This is a genomic window from Lentzea sp. NEAU-D7, assembly GCF_026242055.1.
GTDB lineage: Bacteria > Actinomycetota > Actinomycetes > Mycobacteriales > Pseudonocardiaceae > Lentzea.
Window position 1 is genome coordinate 575,212 of record NZ_JAPJDL010000002.1, and the last position, 18,976, is coordinate 594,187.

Below are 18,976 nucleotides of genomic sequence, written 5' to 3' on the forward strand. Positions count from 1 at the left end.
GCATGACCGCGATGCCGCGGTACCGCACCGACCCGAGTCCTCGCGCGCTGGCGACCCGGCTGCGCGCGCTCTGCACCGCACGCGTCCCCGTCGTCTGCCCCGTCTACGCCGGACTTTCCGCCCCTGTGCACGCTTCCGCGTTGCACGCGCGCATCACCCACGCCGTGGCTTCGGCGTTCGTGACCGGCGCGTCGGCGAGCGTGCCCCGCTTCGAACCGCCGCCCTCCGCTCAGCTGCGCCTGCTGACCGCCGCCAGCTGGGGCCGCCTCGACGGCGCCGGACCGGACATGACGACCTTCCCGGTCGACCTGGCCTCCGAACTGTGGTGGCGCGTGCACGAACGAGCACTCGGCTCGCTGCGCCCGGCCGAACGCCGCGTCGCGGGCGACCTGCTGCTGCGCCTGGGATATCCGCAACACGCGGCCGCGGTGATCGGCCTGAGCGTCATCGACCCGCGCAAACAGGTCCTCTCGCCCGACCTCGCCCTCGAGCAGCTCGCCGTCCTGCGCTGCCACCTCCCGGCCTCCGCCGTGGAGGCGATGGCACTGCGCGGAGCCAGATCCGGCCTCCCGCCCGAGACGAGACGGGACCTGGCCCTGTTCGTGGTGTTCCGCAACGCCGCCCGCGGCGCCGACTCCACCTCGATGCGGGCCGCCGCCGCACTGGCGACCAAAGCCTCGTCCGAACTGCCCCAGCAGGGCTTCTCGGGCCGGCTGCACCGGGCACGCCTGCACCGGGCGATCGCCGCGGTGCCGTTCGTGCGCCGCGACATCGCCGAGACGCACCGCCTCCTGGGTCGCGCGCTGGAATCGCTGACGTCGATCACCCCGGCCACCGAGATGGAGCGCCTGGCCTGGGCGGACGAGGCCTACGCCCTGTACGCGTTCCTCGTGCGGACGCATCTCACCGTGGGCCTGAGCCAGCGTGCCGCCGGCTACGCCGCCGAACTGGCCGAGCTCAGTCCGGGCGACGACAGGACGTGGGCGTTGCAGGGTGACGCGCTGGCCGCGTGTGGTCAGCTGGAGGCCGCGCTCGACGCCTACGGCCGGGGGATCGCGCTCGGCGGCTGGGGCGCGGCGCGTGCTGCCCATCTCCGGGCCTTCGTGCTGGAACGGCTCGGGCGGGTGGCGGAGGCCGCCGAGGACTACGTGCTGTCCCAGCGGATCGATCCGACCTCGTCGGTGGTGGTGGGGCGGGTCGAGCGGCCCGTGCCCGGTGCCGAGTGTGCTGTGGGCTGACCTGGGCAGGTTGGACGAGGCTGCGTGGGCTGGCCTGTGTGGTGGGCTGGCCTGTGTGGTGGGCTGGCCTGTGTGGTGGGCTGGCCTGTGTGGTGGGCTGACGCGATGCCCACCGCTCCTCCGCGCGATTCCTCCTGACGCAACGCGCGAACCCCGGATTTGGTTCCCGCTCTGTCCACAGGCTTCGTCAGTTGTCCACAGGCTCTGCCGACGAGAGCCGCTGCCTGCTTGTCAGCGGGCGTCTGCCGTCACGAGTAATCGCAGGTGTGCCGCTAGCCAGGTGGGTGCGGCCGGGGTGTCGGCGAACGTCGTGACGTGGGCTGCCGCTGTGCGCAGGCCCGCGTTGTGCAGGTGGGCGGCGACCTCGCGCACGCGGGCCAGCAGGCTGTCCGTCAGGTGGTCCAGGCCTCGGTGGGCGGCCTCGGCCAGCACCGTCAGGGCGCTGTCGACCGTCGCGCTCAGCGGGTCGGAGGCCGTGGTGCCCGGTGACAGGGGTTGCGGTGTCGTGTCCGTCGCCAGGTCGAGGACGGTCACGCCTGTGGGAGTGAGGACGGCGAGCGGGTCGACCACCAGCGTGCCGCGGTGTCTGCGGACCGTGCCGGTGATCGTTGTCGGGTTGGCGCGCAGCGCCGTTGTCAGTGCGTCCAACGCTCGCGGTGCCACCGCGCGGTGGTTCGCCTCCAGCAGGCACGTCGTGCCGGTGGGGCCGTGCAGGGTCGCTGTCAGGCGTTGCGCGGCCGGGTCGTAGGCGAGGTCGGACACCTCGGCCACCCGGATCGCGCGGACCAGTTCTGCCTCTACCCTCGCGCGGACCTGGCGGGGTGGCAGTGCGGCGAGGTGGGCGGCTGCCGCGTCGTAGTCGTCGATCACCAGGGCCTGGGGGAGGTGGTCCCAGGCCGTGCCGACCGGGGTGAGCGAGGTCTTGGCCACTCGGCTCGTCTTGAGCGTCACCGCGCGGCTCGCGCTGCGGGTCGCCGACTCGGACACCACGTTCGACGCCGCCAGCCGCTGAGCGGTGCGCAGGGGAGTGTCGCGCTGCACCAGCACCACGTCGCCCGACGCCAAGTAGACGTCGACCGCGTTCTCGGCTCGCACCCTGGCGCCGAGTGCGGTCAGGCGGACGCGCTTGAGCGGGGTCTCCGCGGGTTCGTCCGGGCCGAGGATCTCGGCTCGGGGGCCGGAGGCCGTCGTGCGCGCGTGCAGTTCCGTCAGCAGGGCGGCGAACCGCTCCGCCTCGTAGTCCGCGCTGCGGCCGCGGTACGCGGCCAGTTGCGCGAGCAGGTCGGTGATCACGGCGGCGGGCCAGTGCAGGCGTTGCGCTGTCAGGTCGCGGTGCAGGCGCTGCCACGCGACGTCGAGCACCTCGCTCGCGTTCGTGGCGCCGTCGAGCAGCACCTGGTCGAGCAGGTCGGTGACAGCGGTCAGATCCGTTGCCGTGGTGGGAGATCCGCCCACGTCGACCGTGTCGGCGCCCTGCTCGTCCGCTTCCCGGAACGCCCACACGGCCAGCGCCGTCGCCTCGTCCTTGTTGACCGCGTCCGTGTGGACGTAGGACAGGTCGCCGGGCACCAGGAAAGTGACCGTGCAGGTGGGGAGTTCCGCCTGCGCCGTCTGGTCCTGGGCGGTCGGGCGGCGGAGCTTCGCGCGGTAGCCGGCCTGGTGCGCCCTGCGGGCGCGACGCAGCGTGCGTTCGCCCATCAACGCCACCAGATCGGCGTCCGTCACCGAGCCCGGCGACCACAGCTCGGCGGGCGCGCTCGCCTCCTGGGTGCGCTGGTAGGCGAGGACGACGGCGATGCGGTGCCGGCAGACGCCCGCGGCTCCGCAGCTGCACCCGGCCGCGTCGAGCGCGACGCCCGGCGGCAGCGTGGTCGTGGTGCCGTCCGGGAACTTGCCCTGGACGGCACCGGCGGGATCGGTGTCGAGCGCCGGGACGACGCCCGCGTCGAGCTCCTTGACGGCACGTTTCACCAGACCGCGGTTGGCCAGCGCCGCGAGCGCGTCCGGGGTCAGTGCCAGCAGGTCGGGTCGGGTCACCTGAGTTTCTCCGCAACGAATTCCGCGAGCTGGCCGGGGGTCATGGCGCCGACGTGGGCACCGACGTTCGCGAGGCGCTGGGCCAGTGCCCTGTCGTAGTCCGGGTTCGCCTCGTCGTCCAGCGCGGCCAGGCACAGCACGTGCGTGCCCTGCTCGCACAGGCCCTTGACCGTGCGCACCAGGCGCTCCTCGCTGCCGCCCTCGTAGAAGTCGCTGATGAGCGCGACGATCGACCGGCGCGGGCTGTCCACCAGCTCGGCCCCGTACGCGACGGCCTTGGCGATGTCCGTGCCGCCGCCGAGCTGCACCTTCATCAGCAGCTCCACCGGGTCCGTCACGTCCGAGGTCAGGTCGACCACGTTGGTGTCGAACGCGACGAGGTGCGTCCTGAGCCCCGGCAGCCCCCACAGGCACGCCGCCGTGACGGCCGAGTGGATCACCGAGCTGGTCATCGACCCCGACTGGTCCACCAGCAGGATCACCTGCCACTGCTCCAGGTGCCGCTTGGTGCGCGAGACGAACTTCGGGTGCTCGATCGCGAGCTTGCGCTCATCGGGCTGGTAGCGCTGGAGGTTCGCCCTGATCGTCGAGCGGAAGTCGAAGTTGCGCGAGTTCTTGTGGATGCTCGGCCTGCGCGACTTCGTGCCGCTGAACGCCGTGCGCACCTCCGTCTTCAGCTTCTCCATCAGCTGCTTGACGACCGCCTCGACGATCTTGCGGGCCATCGCGAGCACGGCCGGGTTCATCAGGTGCTTGGTCCGCAGCACGGCGCGCAGCAACGCCGGGTTCGGCTCGATCCGTTGCAGCACTTCGGGATCGGTGACGACGTCGGTGATCTCGTACCGCTCGACCGCGTCGCGCTCCAGCCTTTCGATCGTCTCCCTCGGGAACAGGGTGTGCACCTCGTCCAGCCAGTCGACGGTCTGCAGCACCGAGTCCTCGCTGCCGCCCTTGCGCACACCGCGTTCGGCCAGCTCGGGATCACGCCCGTAGAGCCACTCCAGCGCCGTGTCGCGGCGGGCCGCGTCGCCCTGCAGGCCCCCGGTGCAGCGGGACGCGGGTTCGCCCAGGATCAGCCGCCAGCGTTCCAGGTCCGTCATGCCAGGCCGCCCTTCACCAGCAGCGCGTCCACGCGCTTCTCGATCGCCATCGCCTCCGCCACGGTGACCGGGTCGACCGTGAGGCGGGTGACGCCCTTCGCGCTGCCCTCGACGCCGCGGTGCGCGAGGACGGTGGCCGCGATCGTCTCCCTCTCCCTGGGCGGGAAGTAGCTGAAGGCGAGCCGCAACGCGGGCAACGCCACCAGGAACTCCTCCTCGTCCATGGCGCTCACCAGTTCGTCGAGCACCCCGACCAGCTCCGGGCTCGCCAGCACCTCCTCGCGTGCGACCGCGAACAGCCCGGTGAGCCAGTCGCCGAGCGCTTCGATGCTTCGGATCTTGCGCACGTCCGGCTGGGAGCCCAGCGTCCAGGCGAGCCCCAGTGCCGCACCGCGCAGGTCCGGCGGCGCCTGCACGTCGTTGCTCACCCTGGTCGCGACGCCCGTGACGTCCACGACGTCCAGCGACAGCGCGGACCTGGCGTGCAGCACCGCGTCCCTGGTCGCCGCCATGGCCCTGAGGCGGTGCGGATCGGCCGGCGCCGGGCCGCCGTGCAGGCCCTCGACCAGCCACAGCACCCGCGCGGTGCCGATGTCGATCACCGAGCCCAGCAACGGGTCCTTCCTTGTGCCGAACAACCTGTCGTGCCGCCACAGCCCGAGCACACCGCTCAGCACGCTGCCCAGCGCGGCCAGGTCACCCGTCTCCCGGACGCCCTCGTTGAGCGTCTGCTTGACCCTGCCGGACAACGCCGAGATCCCGCACAGCACCGCGTCGAACAGGATCGCGGCCAGTTCTTCGAGCTGCGCGTTGCGGGAACGGCGTTCCAGCGCCACCCCGGCCGCCTCCTCCAGCGTGGCACCGTTCTCGGCGGCCTCGATCAACGCGGCCAGCCGCTCCTCGACGGGCCGCAGCGTCCACTGCTCCTCCAACTGGGGCTGTGCGCCCCCGGACGGTCCGCTCGTGCGCTCGAAGCCGGGAATCCGCAGCACCCGCAGGCGGTGCAGGATCCTGCTGCGCTCCAGCGCCCGCGGGTCCGTGAGGTCGAGCGCGACCTTGCCCTCCTGGTCGAGCCCGTGCGTCCGCAGCAGCTCCTGCACGGCGTTGACCAGCGGCGGCGCGGGCGTGCTCGGGTGCAACCGGCCGACCTTGCCTCCCCGCAGCGCCCCGATCATCTCGACCAACGCCGGGTGCGCGCCGGGCTGCAGCGTGCCGCGCCTCGTCCACGGAGGCGGCTGCGTCAGGTCCTCGGAGATCAACGCGCTCGTCAGCCCGTCGAGCACGTCCGTGCGCGCCAGGTTCTCGTGCCCGCGCAACCTCGCGAGCGCGCCGGCCTGGGTGCGCGCCGCGATGAGGTCGGCCGTGGACACGGGCTGCTGCCTGCCGCGCAGCCTCGTCGCCACCGACTCGACCAGCCAGTCCGCCGCGCGCTGCGCCCCGGTCTCCCAGACCTGCTGGTAGTAGCCGGGTGACGGCATGCCCGACTGGTAGCCGGTGAAGGCGTCCAGCCGTGCGTGCGAGTACGGCACGAGATAGCTCGCGCCCCGCTCGCGTTCGGGCACCTCGGGCCAGTCGGTGCCACCGTCGAGCTGTGCCTTGAGAGCGGCCGTGTGGAAGCCACCGGTGACCACGACGACGGGTCGGTCTCCCGCGGCGTGCACGGCCGCCCGCACCCAGCGCGCCATGTATTCCTCGCGCGCCGAATCGCCCTCGTCCGCCGTCGCCGTGCCGCGCAGCAGGTCGAAGTACTCGGCCATGCCCTTCGGCTCGGTCTCGCACTCGAACAGGTGGTCCCACAGCGCGTCGACGTTGTCGACCGAGAACTCCCGGCACAACCGCTCGACGACCTCGGTGTAGCGCAGCTCCGCGTCCGCGTACCTGTTGCTGACCTCGCGGAACGCCTCGTGCCACGCGGGCAGGTCGATGAACCTGACCTCGGCGCCGTACCGGCGTGCCTCGGTGATCGCCACCCACTCCGGCGAGTAGTCGCAGAACGGTGACCACGACGCGTGCTCGTCGGAGTAGCTGAACAACGCGACGGGCAGCTCGTGCCCCAGCAGCAGCTCGTCGATGCGCTCGTTGAAGTCGGCGGGACCCTCGATGAGCACGTACGCGGGCTGCTGTTCGGAGATGGTGGCGGCGACGATCCGGGCACAGGCGGGACTGTGGTGCCGGACGCCGACGAACACGGCCCCCATCAGCCGGGCAGCAGGTGGCGTGCGCGGTGCAGCTCCTGCCACTGCTTGCCCTTGCGCCGCGACGCGTGCTGCTCCAGGTACCGCCGCAGCCGCGCCAGGTCCTCCGCGTTGTCCTTCGCGGCGGTGCCCGCCAGGCACTCCACGACGTCCGCGGCCGAACCGACCTCACCGCGCAGGAACCAGCCCCGCAGCCCCACCGCGTGTGCCACCGAGACCGCCTCGGCCGTGCTCATCACGGTCGTGAGCCTGTCGCTGCCCTCCCGCAGGTCGCGGAACGTGCGGACCAGGACCTCCAGCACGTCACGCCTCGGCGCGAGCTCCACACCGGAGCGATCGAGCAGCTTCGCGGCCTCCTGCTCGACCAGCGCGAGCTCGGTGTCGAAGTCCGCGATCGGGAACACCGTCTCGAAGTTGAACCGCCGCTTGAGCGCGGCGCTCATCTCGTTGACGCCCCTGTCCCGCGTGTTCGCCGTGGCGATCACGTTGAACCCGTCCTGCGCGAACACCATGCCGTCCGGGCCGTTCAGCTCACCGATCGCCATCACGCGGTCGGACAGCATCGACAGCATGCAGTCCTGGACCTCGAGCGGGCAGCGGGTGATCTCCTCGAACCGGACGATCTTGCCCTCGGCCATGCCCCGCAGCATCGGCGCCGGCACGAGCGAACGCGGCGACGGCCCCTCCGCGACCAGCAGCGCGTAGTTCCACGAGTACTTGATCTGGTCCTCGGTCGTGGCGGCGCCGCCCTGGATCGTGAGCGTCGACTCGCCGCACACCGCCGCCGCGATCAGCTCGGACAGCAACGACTTCGCCGTGCCCGGCTCACCGACGAGCATCAGGCCGCGGCTCGTCGCGAGCGTGACCAGTGCTCGGTCCACAAGGGACGGATCGCCCACGAACTTCTTGACGATGCCCCGGTTCTCGTCGCCCACCACGAACTTGCGCGCGGCGTCGAGGCTCAGCGCCCAGCCAGGCGGCTTGGGTGCGGTGTCGGCGTCCCGCAGGCGCGCGAGCTCGTCGGCGTAGCGGACCTCGGCGGGAGGACGCTGCATCGTCTGGGTGCTGGTCATGACTGCAGGGACTCCAGTTCGGAGAGGAGCTCGGAGAGGGTGATCGGGTCGATGTCGTAGGTGGCGGGCGCGTCCGAGGGTGCGGACCAGGTGCCGTGGCCGTGGGGAGAGAACCACATGTCGCTGAAACCGACCTCGGGGAACACGTCCATGGCGCCCACGGCGATACCGGGCTCCAGCGAGGCGACGAGCGCGCCACCGGCCGGGAACGGCCGGGTGATCCAGCACTCGACGCCCGCGTCCTGGGGCTCGCCGCGCACCCAGCCCTTCTTGGTGAGGCCGAGGATCTTGCCGATCGGGTACGGGGTGGCGCAGAACTTCTTCAGCCGCGGCAGGACGTCCTCGGCGGACGCCACCAGGTGGACCGGGCGGCCCAGCTGCGGGAACGGCTGGAGGATCTCGTAGTCGGCGAAGACCTCGCCCCACGCCGCGACCTCGTCGCGCAGGTCGACCGCGTGCGCCACGCGCACGGTCGCGGTCTCGGGCAGCGTGAACTCGTCGTCGTTCGCGTCGGCCAGCGTGCGGTCCTCGGCGAGGCGGAAGGAGGTGCCCTCGCCGGTGATCCACACCAGGCGGCGGACCAGGTGCCACAGCAGCGGATGGGCGGCGAGGACCGTCAGGAACTCCTCGGCGGACCACGTGCGCTGGTCCACCATGGCCCGTTCGAGCCGCTGGATCTGGTCGGACGCGATCGTGCGGACGTCCTTCTTCAACGCCGTGAACCGCTTGTGCTCCAAGGGAGCCAGGTCCTGGTCGTCCTTCGCGCCGGGCTTCGGGAGGTCCTTGCGGCGCTTGCCGTCCGGGTCCAGCACGAACGGCTTGAGCTGCTCGTCGAAGCCCACCGTGAACCGCCGCGGGCCGTAGTCGATCACCAGGGTCGCGGCGTCGTCCAGGCCCAGGCGCGGGACCAGCCGGTCCGACAGCTGGTCGCGGGACAGGCCGAGCTCGGCCGCGATCTGGGAGACCTTCTCCTGGGCCTTGGTCTTGAGGCCCTTGAACGACACCTTCTCGGCGATGCTGTTCAGGTGGGACAGGGCGACCTCGGTGCCGATGTCGGCGAGCACGTCGAGCCCGGTGACGGCCCTGGCGTGCTGGCTCTCGCCCGGCCAGCTGCGGATCAGCGGTGACAGCGAGCGGACCGTCGAGTCGTCGCCGAACCAGCCGAGCGCGGTCAGCGCCCAGTTCTCCTTCGACGGCGCGCCTGCCTGCTCCCACGCCTTGAACGCGGCCCACGCGAACGCCGCCAGCGACGCCCTGTCGAGTGCCTCGCGGACGATGGGCAGGCCCGCGTAGAGGTCGCCGGGCTTGGAGAGCGCGGCCGTCATCAGCAGATGACCGGCGGCCTCGGCGGACAGGGCGTGCTTGCGGTCCGCCAGCAGGACCTGCGGCAGCAGGCGCGCGTCCGCCCACTCACCGATCGCCGGCAGCTTCGCGGGCAGCACGTCGATCGGGTCGACCGACAGCACGACGTCGATCGCGGCCTCGGCACCGCACTCCTTCGCGACGGCCGCCACGTCGACGCCGACGTTGTTGTGCAGGTGGCGCAGCGCGGCCTCGGCGTTGCGGCGGGCGACACCGGCCTTCCCGGCTGCCGCCGGGATGAGCAGACGGGCGGCCTGCTCGCGGTGCCGGGCCAGCCACTCGAGACCCCAGCGCCGGGCCGACTTGGTGCGGGCGAACCAGTCTGCCATCTGCGTGGCCACCTCGACCGTGGCGAACGGCAGCAGCACCATCCCGGTGCCCGCGGGGGCGGACTGGACGTGCCGGATCAGCGCGGGCGCCGCGTCGACGCCGAACCGGGCGGCCAGGTTCTTGCCCCACTCCTCGACGCCGTAGCAGTAGGACGGCTTCCAGTCCGCGAGCAGGTGCCGCACCTCGTCGTCGGGTGCGAGGAGGAACAGGTCGTTGTCGTAGTAGCCGACCTTGCCGGCGAGGTAGTCCTTGAGGAGCTTGCGCCAGTCGTGGCGGTCCTGCCGGTAGGCCGCGCCGGACGCGAGCCACTCCTCGTGCTCGCCGGGCAGCCAGCTCACCGCCGGCTCCGGCAGGGGGAGATCGGCCAGCACGACGGGCTTCACCGGCTTGCCGCGGCGCAGCCACGGCGGCGAGGCCAGCAACGGTGGCAGCTGCTCCGGGCTCGCCTCCGGCACGATCGCCTCGGCGGACTCGGCGAGCAGCGCGGCGACCTCGTCGGGCACCGTCAGGTGAGGATTGCTCCGCAGGTGGACGTTCAGCAGCCGGCGCGCGCCCTCGCTCGACGACGCGCGCTCGGCCAGCAGCCGCGCCGCCCTCACGGGGAACGCCCTCATCGCGGACACCACGGCGGGCCACACGTACTTCTCGTCCAGCCGGTCGAGCAGGATCGCGAACGCCTCGTCGGTCGGCAACGCCGCGAGCACGGCCAACGCCTGCTTCCGGCCGCCCGTGCGCTGGTGGTAGCTGTCGGAGTCGAGCTCTTCCGCGAGCAACGGCGCGACGGCCGGACCGAGCACGTACACGGCCGTGTAGAGCAGGAACGCCGACGCCGTGATCGACTCGTCGGCCTTCCTGAAGTCTTCGAGGCTGCGGGCGCTGCTCGGCAGCATCCACCACTGGCTCGGCGTGTACGGCTGCTTGCGCACCTCGGTGAACCAGTCCGCCCGCTCGGGCATCAGGTAGCACCGGACTTCCTTCTCGGTCATCGACGTGCCGAGCTTCTCCAGCACGCTCTCGGCGGCCGCGCGTTCCTCGGGACTCGCGGCGGCGATCGCGTACCGGACGGCCGTGAGCATCAGGCCTGCCGGTTCGCCGATCGTCGTGTGGAAGTGGCCGGCGGCGTGCTGCAGCTGGATCCCGGTCCACCTGCCGCGCTTCTGGTCGTACTGGTCGGAGAACGTGAGGCCCGTGAACTCGACGACCGCGGCGGTGGCGAAGGCGAGGCCGTGGTCGGCGATCCAGGCGTGCACGGCGGGCGCACCCGCCCTCGTGATGGCCGCGATCGCCGCCGCTCCGACGGGGTTCGGCTGCCCGGCCAGGTACTCGCGGCCCGCGCCGACCAGCTCGGCCTTCGTCCCCTTGCGAGAGAGGGCCTCCTCGATCGTCGCCGCCTGCTCGGTGATCAGCTGCCGCGCCTGCCCTGCCTTCGCCGCGTCGACCGCGAACTCGGGCTCCGGGTGGAACCCGCGCTGCCGCACCGCGTCGCGCAGCCACGCCTTGGGGATCACCCAGGCGTCCTCGTCCGCGGGGGTCGCGGGCTCGGTGGTGCCGGGTGCGCCGGCGGCGGGCAGCGCGGCGGCAGGTGCACCGGAGGCGGCGGGCTGTCCGGTGGCGGGCTGCTGCGCCTCGGCCGCGCCTTCCGGTCTGTAGCCCTTCTTCTCCTTCTCCGCCACCAGTTTCGCGACGTGCGCGGCGGCGGCCTCGGCGGAGGCCAGCTCCTTGGTCTGCGTCTGGCCCGTGGTGCCCAGCCGTCCGAACCGGACGGTCACCGTCGCGCCGTCCTGCTCGATCTCCCAGAACTTCGCGGAGCCGTCCGCGACGAGTTCCCACCTGCGCACTGCGTTACCTCCTGGGCCACACAAGGGAGTTGATGCACCGGACGTTACCCAGGGGGTCTGACAATTCTTCCGCACCGGCTGGAAGAGCTGGTCAGACCCCCTGGTTCGAGGCCTACGGCCGCAGTGACTCCAGTTCGGACAACACTTCCGAGGCCGAGACGGCGTCGGTGGTGAAGGTGCTCGCCGCGTTGCGCTGGGAGGACCAGTAGCCCTGCCCGTCGGCGGAGAACCACAGCTCGGTGAACTTGAGCTCGGGGAAGACGTCGATCGCGCCCACCGCGATGCCGGGGTCCAGCGACGCGACCAGCGCGCCTCCGGACGGCAGCGGCCGGGTGATCCAGCACTCCACGCCGCCGTCCTGGGGCTCGCCGCGGATCCAGCCCTTCTTGGTGAGGCTGAGGACCTTGCCGACCGGGACGTCCACGTCGCAGTACTTCTTCAGGTGGGGCAGGAGGTCCTCGCCCTCGGGCACCAGGTGCAGCGGGCGGGCCAGCTGCGGGAACGGCTGGAGGATCTCGTAGTCGGCGAAGACCTCGCCCCAGGTGTCCAGTTCCGACCGGAGGTCGACCGGGTGGGCAACGCGGACGGTGGCGTCCTCGGGGAGGGTGAACTCGTCGTCGGCGGAGTCGGCGAGCGTGCGGTCTTCGGCCAGGCGGAAGGACCGGCCGTCAGCGGTGATCCACACCAGGCGGCGGACGATGTGCCACAGCAGCGGGTGATCGGCCAGGACGGTGTGGAACTCCTCGGCGGTCCAGGTGCGCTGGTCGACCATGGCGCGTTCGAGGCGGTGGATCTGGTCGGACGCGACGGCGCGGACGTCCTTCTTCAGGGCCGCGAACCGCTTGTGCTCCAGCGGTGCCTGGTCCTGGTCGTCCTTCGCGCCGGGCTTCGGGAGGTCCTTGCGGCGCTTGCCGTCCGGGTCGAGGACGTAGGGCTTGAGCTGCTCGTCGAAGCCCACGGTGAACTGGCGCGGGCCGTAGTCGATCACCAGGCTCGCCGCGTCGTCGAGACCCAGGCGCGGCACGAGGCGGTCTGCCAGCTGGTCGCGGGACAGGCCCAGCTCGTCGGCGATCTGGGAGACCTTCTCCTGGGCCTTGGTCTTGAGGCCCTTGAACTTCACCTTCTCGGCGATGCTGTTGAGGTGCGACAGGGCGACCTCGGTGCCGATGTCGGAGAGCACGTCGAGGCCCGCCACCGCCCTGGTGTGCTGGCTCTCGCCCGGCCAGACCCGGATCAACGGCGACAGCGCTCGCACCGTCGAGTCGTTGCCGAACCAGCCGAGGGCGGTCAGCGCCCAGCTCTCCTTCGACGGCGCGCCGACCTCCTGCCAGCGCTGGAAGACCGCCCACGCGAACTCCGCCAGCGAGTCCTCGTCGAGCGCCTCGCGGGCGATCGGCAGCCCGGCGTAGATGTCACCCGGCTTGGACAGCGCGGCCGTCATCAGCAGGTGGCGCGCCGTCTCGGCGGACAGGGCCTGCTTGCGGTCGCGCAGCAGGACCTGGGGCAGCAGGCGGGTGTCGGCCCACTCGCCGACCACGGGCAGCTTGGCGGGGAGCACGTCGACCGGGTCGACGGCGAGGAAGGACTCCAGTGCGGCGGCCGCGGCCGGGCTCGGTGCGAGCGCCACCACGTCCACGCCGAGTCCGTGCAGGTGGCGGATCGCGGTCTCGGCGTTGCGCCGCTCGGCGCCGGGCTTGCCCAGCGCGGCGGGAACGAGGAGGCGCGCGGCCTGCTCGCGGTGCCGGGCGAGCCAGCTCAGCGCTGTCTTGCGCACCTGCTTGAGCCGCACCAGCCAGTCCGCCATCAGCGCGGCCACCTCGGGTGTCGCGAACGGCAGCAGGATGACGGCCGACGCCGAGTTCTTCTCCGCGATGCGCAGCAGCGGGGGCAACGCGTCGAAGCCGAACTTCGCGGCCAGCCGCTTGCCGGCCGACTCCGCGCTCCAGCCCAGGTTCGGCTGCCAGTCCGCGAGGAGGTGCCGCACCTTCTCCTCGGGCGCCCCGATGAGCAGGTCGGCCATGTAGTACCCGATCCGGCCCGCCTCGTACTCCGCGAGCCAGTGCTGCCAGGTCTTGTAGCGGTGGGTGTCCCAGTGGCCGTCCCTCAGCCACTCCTCCCGCTCACCCGGCTGCCACGTGATCGAGGAACTCGGCACCGGCAGGTCCGGTACCACCACCGGCTTCACCGGAGGCTTGCGGTTCAGCCACGGAGGCGAGGCCAGGACGGGCGGCAACGCCTCCGCGGGAGCCTCCGGTACCGCCGTCGTCTCCACCTCGACGAAGCCCGCGGGCGTTTCCAGGTGCGGGTACGTCTTCAGGTGCACGCTGAGCAGCTGGCGGAACTCGTCGTTGTGGGCGGAGCGCTCTCCGAGCAGCCGGGCCGCCCGCGCCGGGAAGGCCGCCATCATGGACAGCACCACCGGGCGCACGTACTTGGTGTCGATCCGGTCGAGCAGCAGGGCGAACGCCTCGTCGGTGGGCAGCACGGAGAGGGTCTTCAGCACCTGCTTGCGGGTGTCCGCACGCTGGTACTGGTGGTCGAGCGACTTCGCGAGCAACGGCGCGATCGCCGGGCCCAGCACGTACAGCGCCGTGTGCAGGACGGCCGAATGGCTGGACACCGAGGACGGCGCCATCTCGAACTCCTCGAACGTGCTGGCACTGCAGTGGAGCAGCCACCAGCGGGTGCCCGTGTGCGGCGTCTGGCAGGCCTCCGCGAACCAGCCGGGCCTGCCCGGCATCAGAAATGCCCGAATCAGCTTCGTGCGGGCCGCGTCGGCCTCGCCCTGCCTGCTCAGCGCGGCCTCCGCGGCGCCGCGTTCCGCGTCCTCCGCGACCGCGAGCGCGTACCGGACCGCTGTGAGCATCTTGCTGTCGACGCTGCCGATGGTGATGTGGACGGGCCCGCCGCGCGGCGTCAGGTATTCGTTGCCGTAGGTGTGCTGCTGCGCCAGCCACTGGCGGACGCAGACCAGGCGCATGAACTCGACGGTGGCCTCCGTCGCGAACACCAGGCCGTGGTCGGCGATCCAGGCGTGCACGGACTGCTCGCCGGTGCCGAGGACGGCGGCGATCGCCGCCGCACCGACCGGATTGGGCCGGCCGGCCAGGTGGTCGCGCGCCGCCTCGACGAGGTCGGAGTCGGAGACGGGCTCGGACAGGACCCGTTCGACCGCGGTGTCCTTCTGCTCGGCGAGCCGCTGCCTGGCCTCCTCGGCCAGTCCGGTGTCGACGGCGAACTGCGGGGCGGGGTGGAAGCCGCGCTGCCGCACCACGTCGCGCAGCCACACCTTGGGCATCACCCAGGTGTCCTCGTCGACGGGTTCCGCGGTGCGCGAGGTGGCCGCCGCCGGAGCCGCCGCGGGTCGGGCAGCGGCCGGCGCCTCGGCCGACTCGACGGGCGTGGCGGTGGCCGGCTGGGACTCCGCCGCGCCGGTGGCGACCGGGCGGTAGCCCTTCTTCTCCTTCTCCGTCACCAGCTTCGCGACGTGTGCCTTGGCCGCCTCGGGGGACGCCAGCTCCTTGGTCTGGGTCTGGCCCTGCGTGTCCAGACGTCCGAACCGGACGGTGACCGCGGCACCGTCCTGATCGATCTCCCAGAACTTCGCCGCGCTGCCCGAGACGAGCTCCCACCTGCGCACTGACTGCTCCCTGCTTTCGAAACGAGGTGTCCGGCGCCGATCGTGCCGAGCCGGTCTGACGCTGGAGGTCGATCAACCGTTCCCGCGATCACGCGTGCAGCGGGTTCAGTTCCGGGAGGAGCTCGGAGGCGGTGACGAGGTCCAGCCGTCCGAACCGGACGGTCGTCCCGGCAGCTGCCCCAGCGACCTTCCAGAACGTCGCCGTACCGCCGGGAACGAGCTCCCACCTGCCCACAGCAAGACCCCCTGAGTTCGACCTGGAACTGATGTCCACGGACCGTACTCAGGGGGTCTGACAGTTTTCGTCGATCAGGTGGAACAGCTGGTCAGAGCTTCCACCACAGCGCTGTGTCCGGCGGGAGGAGCAGCAGCCCGTCGCGCACCCCGTAGTACGACGAGGCCAGCAGGACCGACCCCGGATCCGGCAGCTCCACGACGGCACCGGACAGGTTCACCGCGCACGCGACCCCGTCCCGTTCGAACCACAGCACACCGGCCGGGCCGTCGACCCAGGTGAGGCCGGCGCCCAGCGCGGGGTTCTCGCGGCGCACGCGCAAAGCGTTGCGGTAGAAGGACAGCATCGAGTCCTGGTCGCCCGTCTGGGCCTCCACGCTGAGCTTCGCCCAGTCCGCGGGCTGCGGCAGCCACGCCCCGCCGGTGCCGAACCCGAGCGACGGCCCGGAAGCCGCCCACGGCAACGGGACGCGACACCCGTCGCGACCGCGTTCGGTGTGACCCGACCGCTCCCACATCGGGTCCTGCAGCACCTCGTCCGGCAGGTCCAGCACTTCGGGCAGCCCGAGTTCCTCGCCCTGGTACAGGTACACCGATCCCGGCAACGCCAGCATCAACGCCAGCGCGGCGCGCGCACGGCGCAGTCCGGCCTCGCCGCCGCCGTACCGCGTCACGTGCCGTTGCACGTCGTGGTTCGACAGCACCCAGGTGGTAGGCGCCCCCACGGGTTCGACGGCCGCCAGCGACGAGTCGATGACCGACCGCACGGCCTCGAAGGTCCACTCGGCGGAGAGGTAGTGGAAGTTGAACGCCTGGTGCATCTCGTCGGGACGCAGGTACATGGCCGTCCGCTCGGCCGAAGGCGTCCACGCCTCCGCGACGAGCACCCGCTCGCCGGGGTAGGAGTCCACGACCGCACGCCACTCGCGGTGGATCTCGTGCACACCGTCCTGGTCGAAGAACGGCAACGGCTCCGTGCCCAGCAGCTTGAGCTGGTCGGCGTGGCCGATGTCGGGCAGCCCCGGCGCCTTGATCATCCCGTGCGCCACGTCCACCCGGAACCCGTCGACGCCCAGGTCGAGCCAGAACCGCAGCACGTCGAGGAACTCCGCGCGCACCTCGGGCAGCTCCCAGTTCAGGTCCGGCTGCTCGGGGGCGAACAGGTGCAGGTACCACGACCCGTCGGCCACGCGCGTCCACGCCGGGCCGCCGAAGACCGACTCCCAGTCGTTGGGCGGCTGGTCTCCGACGCCCTCGCGGAAGATGTAGCGCTCACGGCCACGTCCGGCCAGCGCCTCCTGGAACCACGCGTGCTGGTCGGAGGTGTGGTTCGGCACGATGTCGACGATCACCCGGATGCCGAGCGAGTGCGCGTCGTCCACCAACGCGCGCACGTCGTCGAGTCCGCCGAACTGCGGGTCGACCGCGCGGTAGTCCGCGACGTCGTAACCGCCGTCCGCCATCGGCGACGAGTAGAACGGCGTGATCCAGACCGCGTCGACACCGAGGTCGCGCAGGTAGGGCAGGCGCGAGCGGATACCGGGCAGGTCGCCGACACCGTCGCCGTCCGAGTCGGCGAAGCTGCGCACGTAGACCTGGTAGATGACGGCGTGGCGCCACCAGTCGTGGGACATGTCCCTGCCTTCCGATGGGGTGTGTCAGCGAACCAGGAAAGACGTTGCAAAAGTTTTCCGCAAGTCGGCTTGAGGATTCCTAGAGAAGAGACTCCAGGTCTGCAAACTTTTGCAGCCCCGAATAATGCGTTGCAAGCGCGCCACGCCATCCGTCAGAGTGGATCTCGACGAACCGGGGAGAGGGAGCCAGCCGTGATGCACCACATGCGCCATCAGCAGATCTGGCGCTCCCCGGCATGAGCTGACTCGTGTCTCCGGGGAGCCGTCCCGTCGCACTCAGCGACGAGGCGGCTTTTTTGATGCCCGTTGGTCCAATTGGCACGGACACCGCGCTCTGAACGCGGAGATCGAGGTTCGAGTCCTCGACGGGCAGCCGTGACCGAAGCCGAAGCAGTCGAGGCGCCAGGTTGTGGTCCTGGTCGAAGCCGGTGCGAGTCCGGTCGGTCACTCCAGCGCGCGGGATCCGGCGATCACCCAGGCCTCATAAGCCTGGGGTGCCTGGTTCGACACCAGGACGCGCGACCAGGAGAACGAGGAAGGCCCACGTGTCCCACTGCGTGGAACAGGGAAGCGACGCCGTGCGCCCGTCGTTGGCAAGAACATGAGCTTCGCGGAGGACTGGCAGACCTGGAAGACGGAGCGGGAGACCACGCTGGCAGACCCGTACGGGTGGTTGGCGCTGGTCTCACTCGACTGGCTGGAGACGAGCCCACGCGCCTATGACGGCCTACCGGGTGAGTGGTGGCAAGACGACGACGCCGCGTTCTGGCGCAACGAGGGAGAAACGCGGCGGTTCGACCTCGTCCAGAGCGGCGCCGGCACACGGGTCGCCGCGGGTGACGTCGAGATCGAGATCGCCCGGCGCGGTGGATACCTGATCCGCGTGCACGACCCGAAAGCCCCGGTGCTGCAGGACTTCAGGGGCGTGCCGTCGTACGAGCCGCAGGAGAAGTGGGTGCTGGAAGGCGTGTACGAACCATTCGACGCGCCCGTGCCCACGACCGTCGGTGCGGTGGTGGAAGGCCTTAGCCACGTGTACGAGGCACCGGGCCGTGTGCGGTTCACGTATAACGGCACCGAGCACACGCTGACGGCGTTCAACGGCCGCAACGGCGGGCTGAGCATCCTGTTCACCGACGAGACCAGCGGCGTCACCACTTACGCGGCCAACCGGCAGCTCGCCGCCACCCCGGACGACGGCGAGGTCGTGCTCGACTTCAACCGTGCGACGAACCTGCCGTGCGCGTTCACCGACTTCGCCACCTGCCCGCTGCCGCCCGCGGGCAACCACCTGCCGTTCGGCGTCGAGGCGGGGGAGAAGACGCCGTACGAGCGCGGTTAGAAGAACTCGTCGAGCAACCGGTACCAGGCGAGCATCTCCGGGCGGGGGGTGAGGCCGTAGGCGCGGTCGAACGCGGCTGCGGCCTCTTCGCCCAGTTCCCGGTGTGCCAGCGCGATGTCGCGGTGCCGGTCGGACACGCCCAGGCGCGCCACGTCGATCAGCACGGTCGAGCCGTCGGGGCGCAGCAACACGTTCGCCGGACAGAAGTCCCCGTGCGCCACCACGAGGTCCTCGGCGGCAGGGGCGGTGGCGACCAGCTGTTCCAGCAACTCCTCAGGTGTGACACCGAGGTTGTCGTCGTCGAAGTCCTCCGGGTCCACCAGGCCCGCCTCGACGTTGCGGCGAGCCCTTTCCAGCACAACGGGAATCGTCGCGTCGTAAGGACACGACGCCACCGGCAACGAGTGCAACGACCGCAGCGCAGCGCCCATCGCGGTAGCGGCGAGCACCGGGTCGGCGGACGCCAGCGAGGGTGCGCCGACATCGGCCAGCACCAGCCAGCCCTCGGCGAACGCCTGGATCTCGGGAACCTCGAAGTGCTTGCCCAGCCACAGCAACCGGTCGCGCTCCTCCACGCCCGAACGCTTCACGTAACTGGACCCGGCCCTCCACACGTCACCGGACAGACCTTCGTGGTCGTCGGACCACGCGGTGGCCGGACCGGAGGCGCGCAGGACCTCGTCGGGGATGTTCACCCGATCATCCTCCCCGCGCGGGCGGCGTCCGACCAACCGAGTTCCGGTGCCGAAAATCCTCGACGTGGCAACGCGAAGAGCGGAATGGTCGAGACGAAGGGGAAGACTGGGGAGGATTCTGCGCCTGGGACCAGGCCAGCTACGAGGGTGCCAGGTTCACCGTCTCGCCGATCGGCTCCTCGGCGTGCGTCGACCTGGTCGAACACGACTGCACCGGCCGGCCCTGCCGATCGACGGCGAGACCGGCCAGCCCGACAT

General features: G+C 71.3%; 11 protein-coding genes and 2 tRNA genes. 4 read left to right on the forward strand and 9 right to left on the reverse strand.

The genetic code is table 11. The features are described from left to right. Positions 1 to 2 precede the first annotated feature (2 nt). The gene (locus tag ORI60_RS06075) at positions 3 to 1,238 is read left to right on the forward strand and encodes a tetratricopeptide repeat protein (protein WP_266035238.1); all 1,236 of its coding nucleotides are present in this window, start codon (positions 3 to 5) and stop codon (positions 1,236 to 1,238) included. A 231-nt stretch (positions 1,239 to 1,469) separates the two neighbouring features. On the opposite strand, the gene ORI60_RS06080 is transcribed toward ORI60_RS06075, so the two are convergent. From ORI60_RS06080 to ORI60_RS06115, 8 genes are all read right to left on the reverse strand, one after another. Then, on the reverse strand, positions 1,470 to 3,275 hold the full coding sequence (locus ORI60_RS06080; protein WP_266035240.1) for a hypothetical protein: 1,806 nt from the start codon (positions 3,273 to 3,275) through the stop codon (positions 1,470 to 1,472). After that, a complete protein-coding gene (locus tag ORI60_RS06085; protein WP_266035242.1) occupies positions 3,272 to 4,375 on the reverse strand; it encodes a VWA domain-containing protein in 1,104 nt (367 codons plus the stop codon). The genes ORI60_RS06080 and ORI60_RS06085 overlap by 4 nt, the downstream gene beginning before the upstream one ends. Next, positions 4,372 to 6,615 carry a DUF5682 family protein gene (locus ORI60_RS06090; protein WP_266035244.1) on the reverse strand — a complete coding sequence of 748 codons (2,244 nt, stop codon included), beginning with the start codon at positions 6,613 to 6,615 and terminating at the stop codon, positions 4,372 to 4,374. The genes ORI60_RS06085 and ORI60_RS06090 overlap by 4 nt, the downstream gene beginning before the upstream one ends. Further along, a complete protein-coding gene (locus ORI60_RS06095) occupies positions 6,573 to 7,643 on the reverse strand; it encodes an ATP-binding protein (protein ID WP_266035246.1) in 1,071 nt (356 codons plus the stop codon). The genes ORI60_RS06090 and ORI60_RS06095 overlap by 43 nt, the downstream gene beginning before the upstream one ends. After that, a complete protein-coding gene (locus tag ORI60_RS06100) occupies positions 7,640 to 11,173 on the reverse strand; it encodes a WGR and DUF4132 domain-containing protein (RefSeq protein ID WP_266035247.1) in 3,534 nt (1,177 codons plus the stop codon). Before ORI60_RS06100 ends, ORI60_RS06095 begins: the two co-directional genes overlap by 4 nt. Before the next feature lie 112 nt (positions 11,174 to 11,285). Further along, positions 11,286 to 14,813, reverse strand: a complete 3,528-nt coding sequence (locus ORI60_RS06105; RefSeq protein ID WP_266035249.1) for a DUF4132 domain-containing protein — start codon at positions 14,811 to 14,813, stop codon at positions 11,286 to 11,288. Between the two features lie 88 nt (positions 14,814 to 14,901). After that, the gene (locus ORI60_RS06110; protein WP_266035250.1) at positions 14,902 to 15,048 is read right to left on the reverse strand and encodes a hypothetical protein; all 147 of its coding nucleotides are present in this window, start codon (positions 15,046 to 15,048) and stop codon (positions 14,902 to 14,904) included. A gap of 91 nt (positions 15,049 to 15,139) precedes the next feature. After that, positions 15,140 to 16,681, reverse strand: a complete 1,542-nt coding sequence (locus tag ORI60_RS06115) for a glycoside hydrolase family 13 protein (RefSeq protein WP_266035252.1) — start codon at positions 16,679 to 16,681, stop codon at positions 15,140 to 15,142. Positions 16,682 to 16,981: 300 nt separating this feature from the next. On the opposite strand from ORI60_RS06115, the gene ORI60_RS06120 reads away from it, so the two are divergent. The 3 genes from ORI60_RS06120 (at position 16,982) to ORI60_RS06130 (ending at position 18,023) form a co-directional block, all read left to right on the forward strand. Next, positions 16,982 to 17,054, forward strand: a tRNA-Gln gene (locus ORI60_RS06120). An 80-nt stretch (positions 17,055 to 17,134) separates the two neighbouring features. Next, positions 17,135 to 17,206, forward strand: a tRNA-Ile gene (locus ORI60_RS06125). A gap of 76 nt (positions 17,207 to 17,282) precedes the next feature. After that, positions 17,283 to 18,023, forward strand: coding sequence for a DUF1684 domain-containing protein (locus ORI60_RS06130; protein ID WP_266035253.1), 741 nt, complete (start codon positions 17,283 to 17,285; stop codon positions 18,021 to 18,023). On the opposite strand, the gene ORI60_RS06135 is transcribed toward ORI60_RS06130, so the two are convergent. Next, a complete protein-coding gene (locus ORI60_RS06135) occupies positions 18,020 to 18,718 on the reverse strand; it encodes an aminoglycoside 3'-phosphotransferase (protein ID WP_266035254.1) in 699 nt (232 codons plus the stop codon). The genes ORI60_RS06130 and ORI60_RS06135 overlap by 4 nt on opposite strands. Positions 18,719 to 18,976: the final 258 nt, after the last annotated feature.

Bases quoted from the DNA above. Each gene is read 5' to 3' on its own strand.
- ORI60_RS06075 (WP_266035238.1), top strand. From the start codon at position 3: ATGACCGCGATGCCGCGGTACCGCACCGACCCGAGTCCTCGCGCGCTG.
- ORI60_RS06085 (WP_266035242.1), bottom strand. From the start codon at position 4,375: ATGACGGACCTGGAACGCTGGCGGCTGATCCTGGGCGAACCCGCGTCC.
- ORI60_RS06095 (WP_266035246.1), bottom strand. From the start codon at position 7,643: ATGACCAGCACCCAGACGATGCAGCGTCCTCCCGCCGAGGTCCGCTAC.
- ORI60_RS06115 (WP_266035252.1), bottom strand. From the start codon at position 16,681: ATGTCCCACGACTGGTGGCGCCACGCCGTCATCTACCAGGTCTACGTG.
- ORI60_RS06130 (WP_266035253.1), top strand. From the start codon at position 17,283: ATGAGCTTCGCGGAGGACTGGCAGACCTGGAAGACGGAGCGGGAGACC.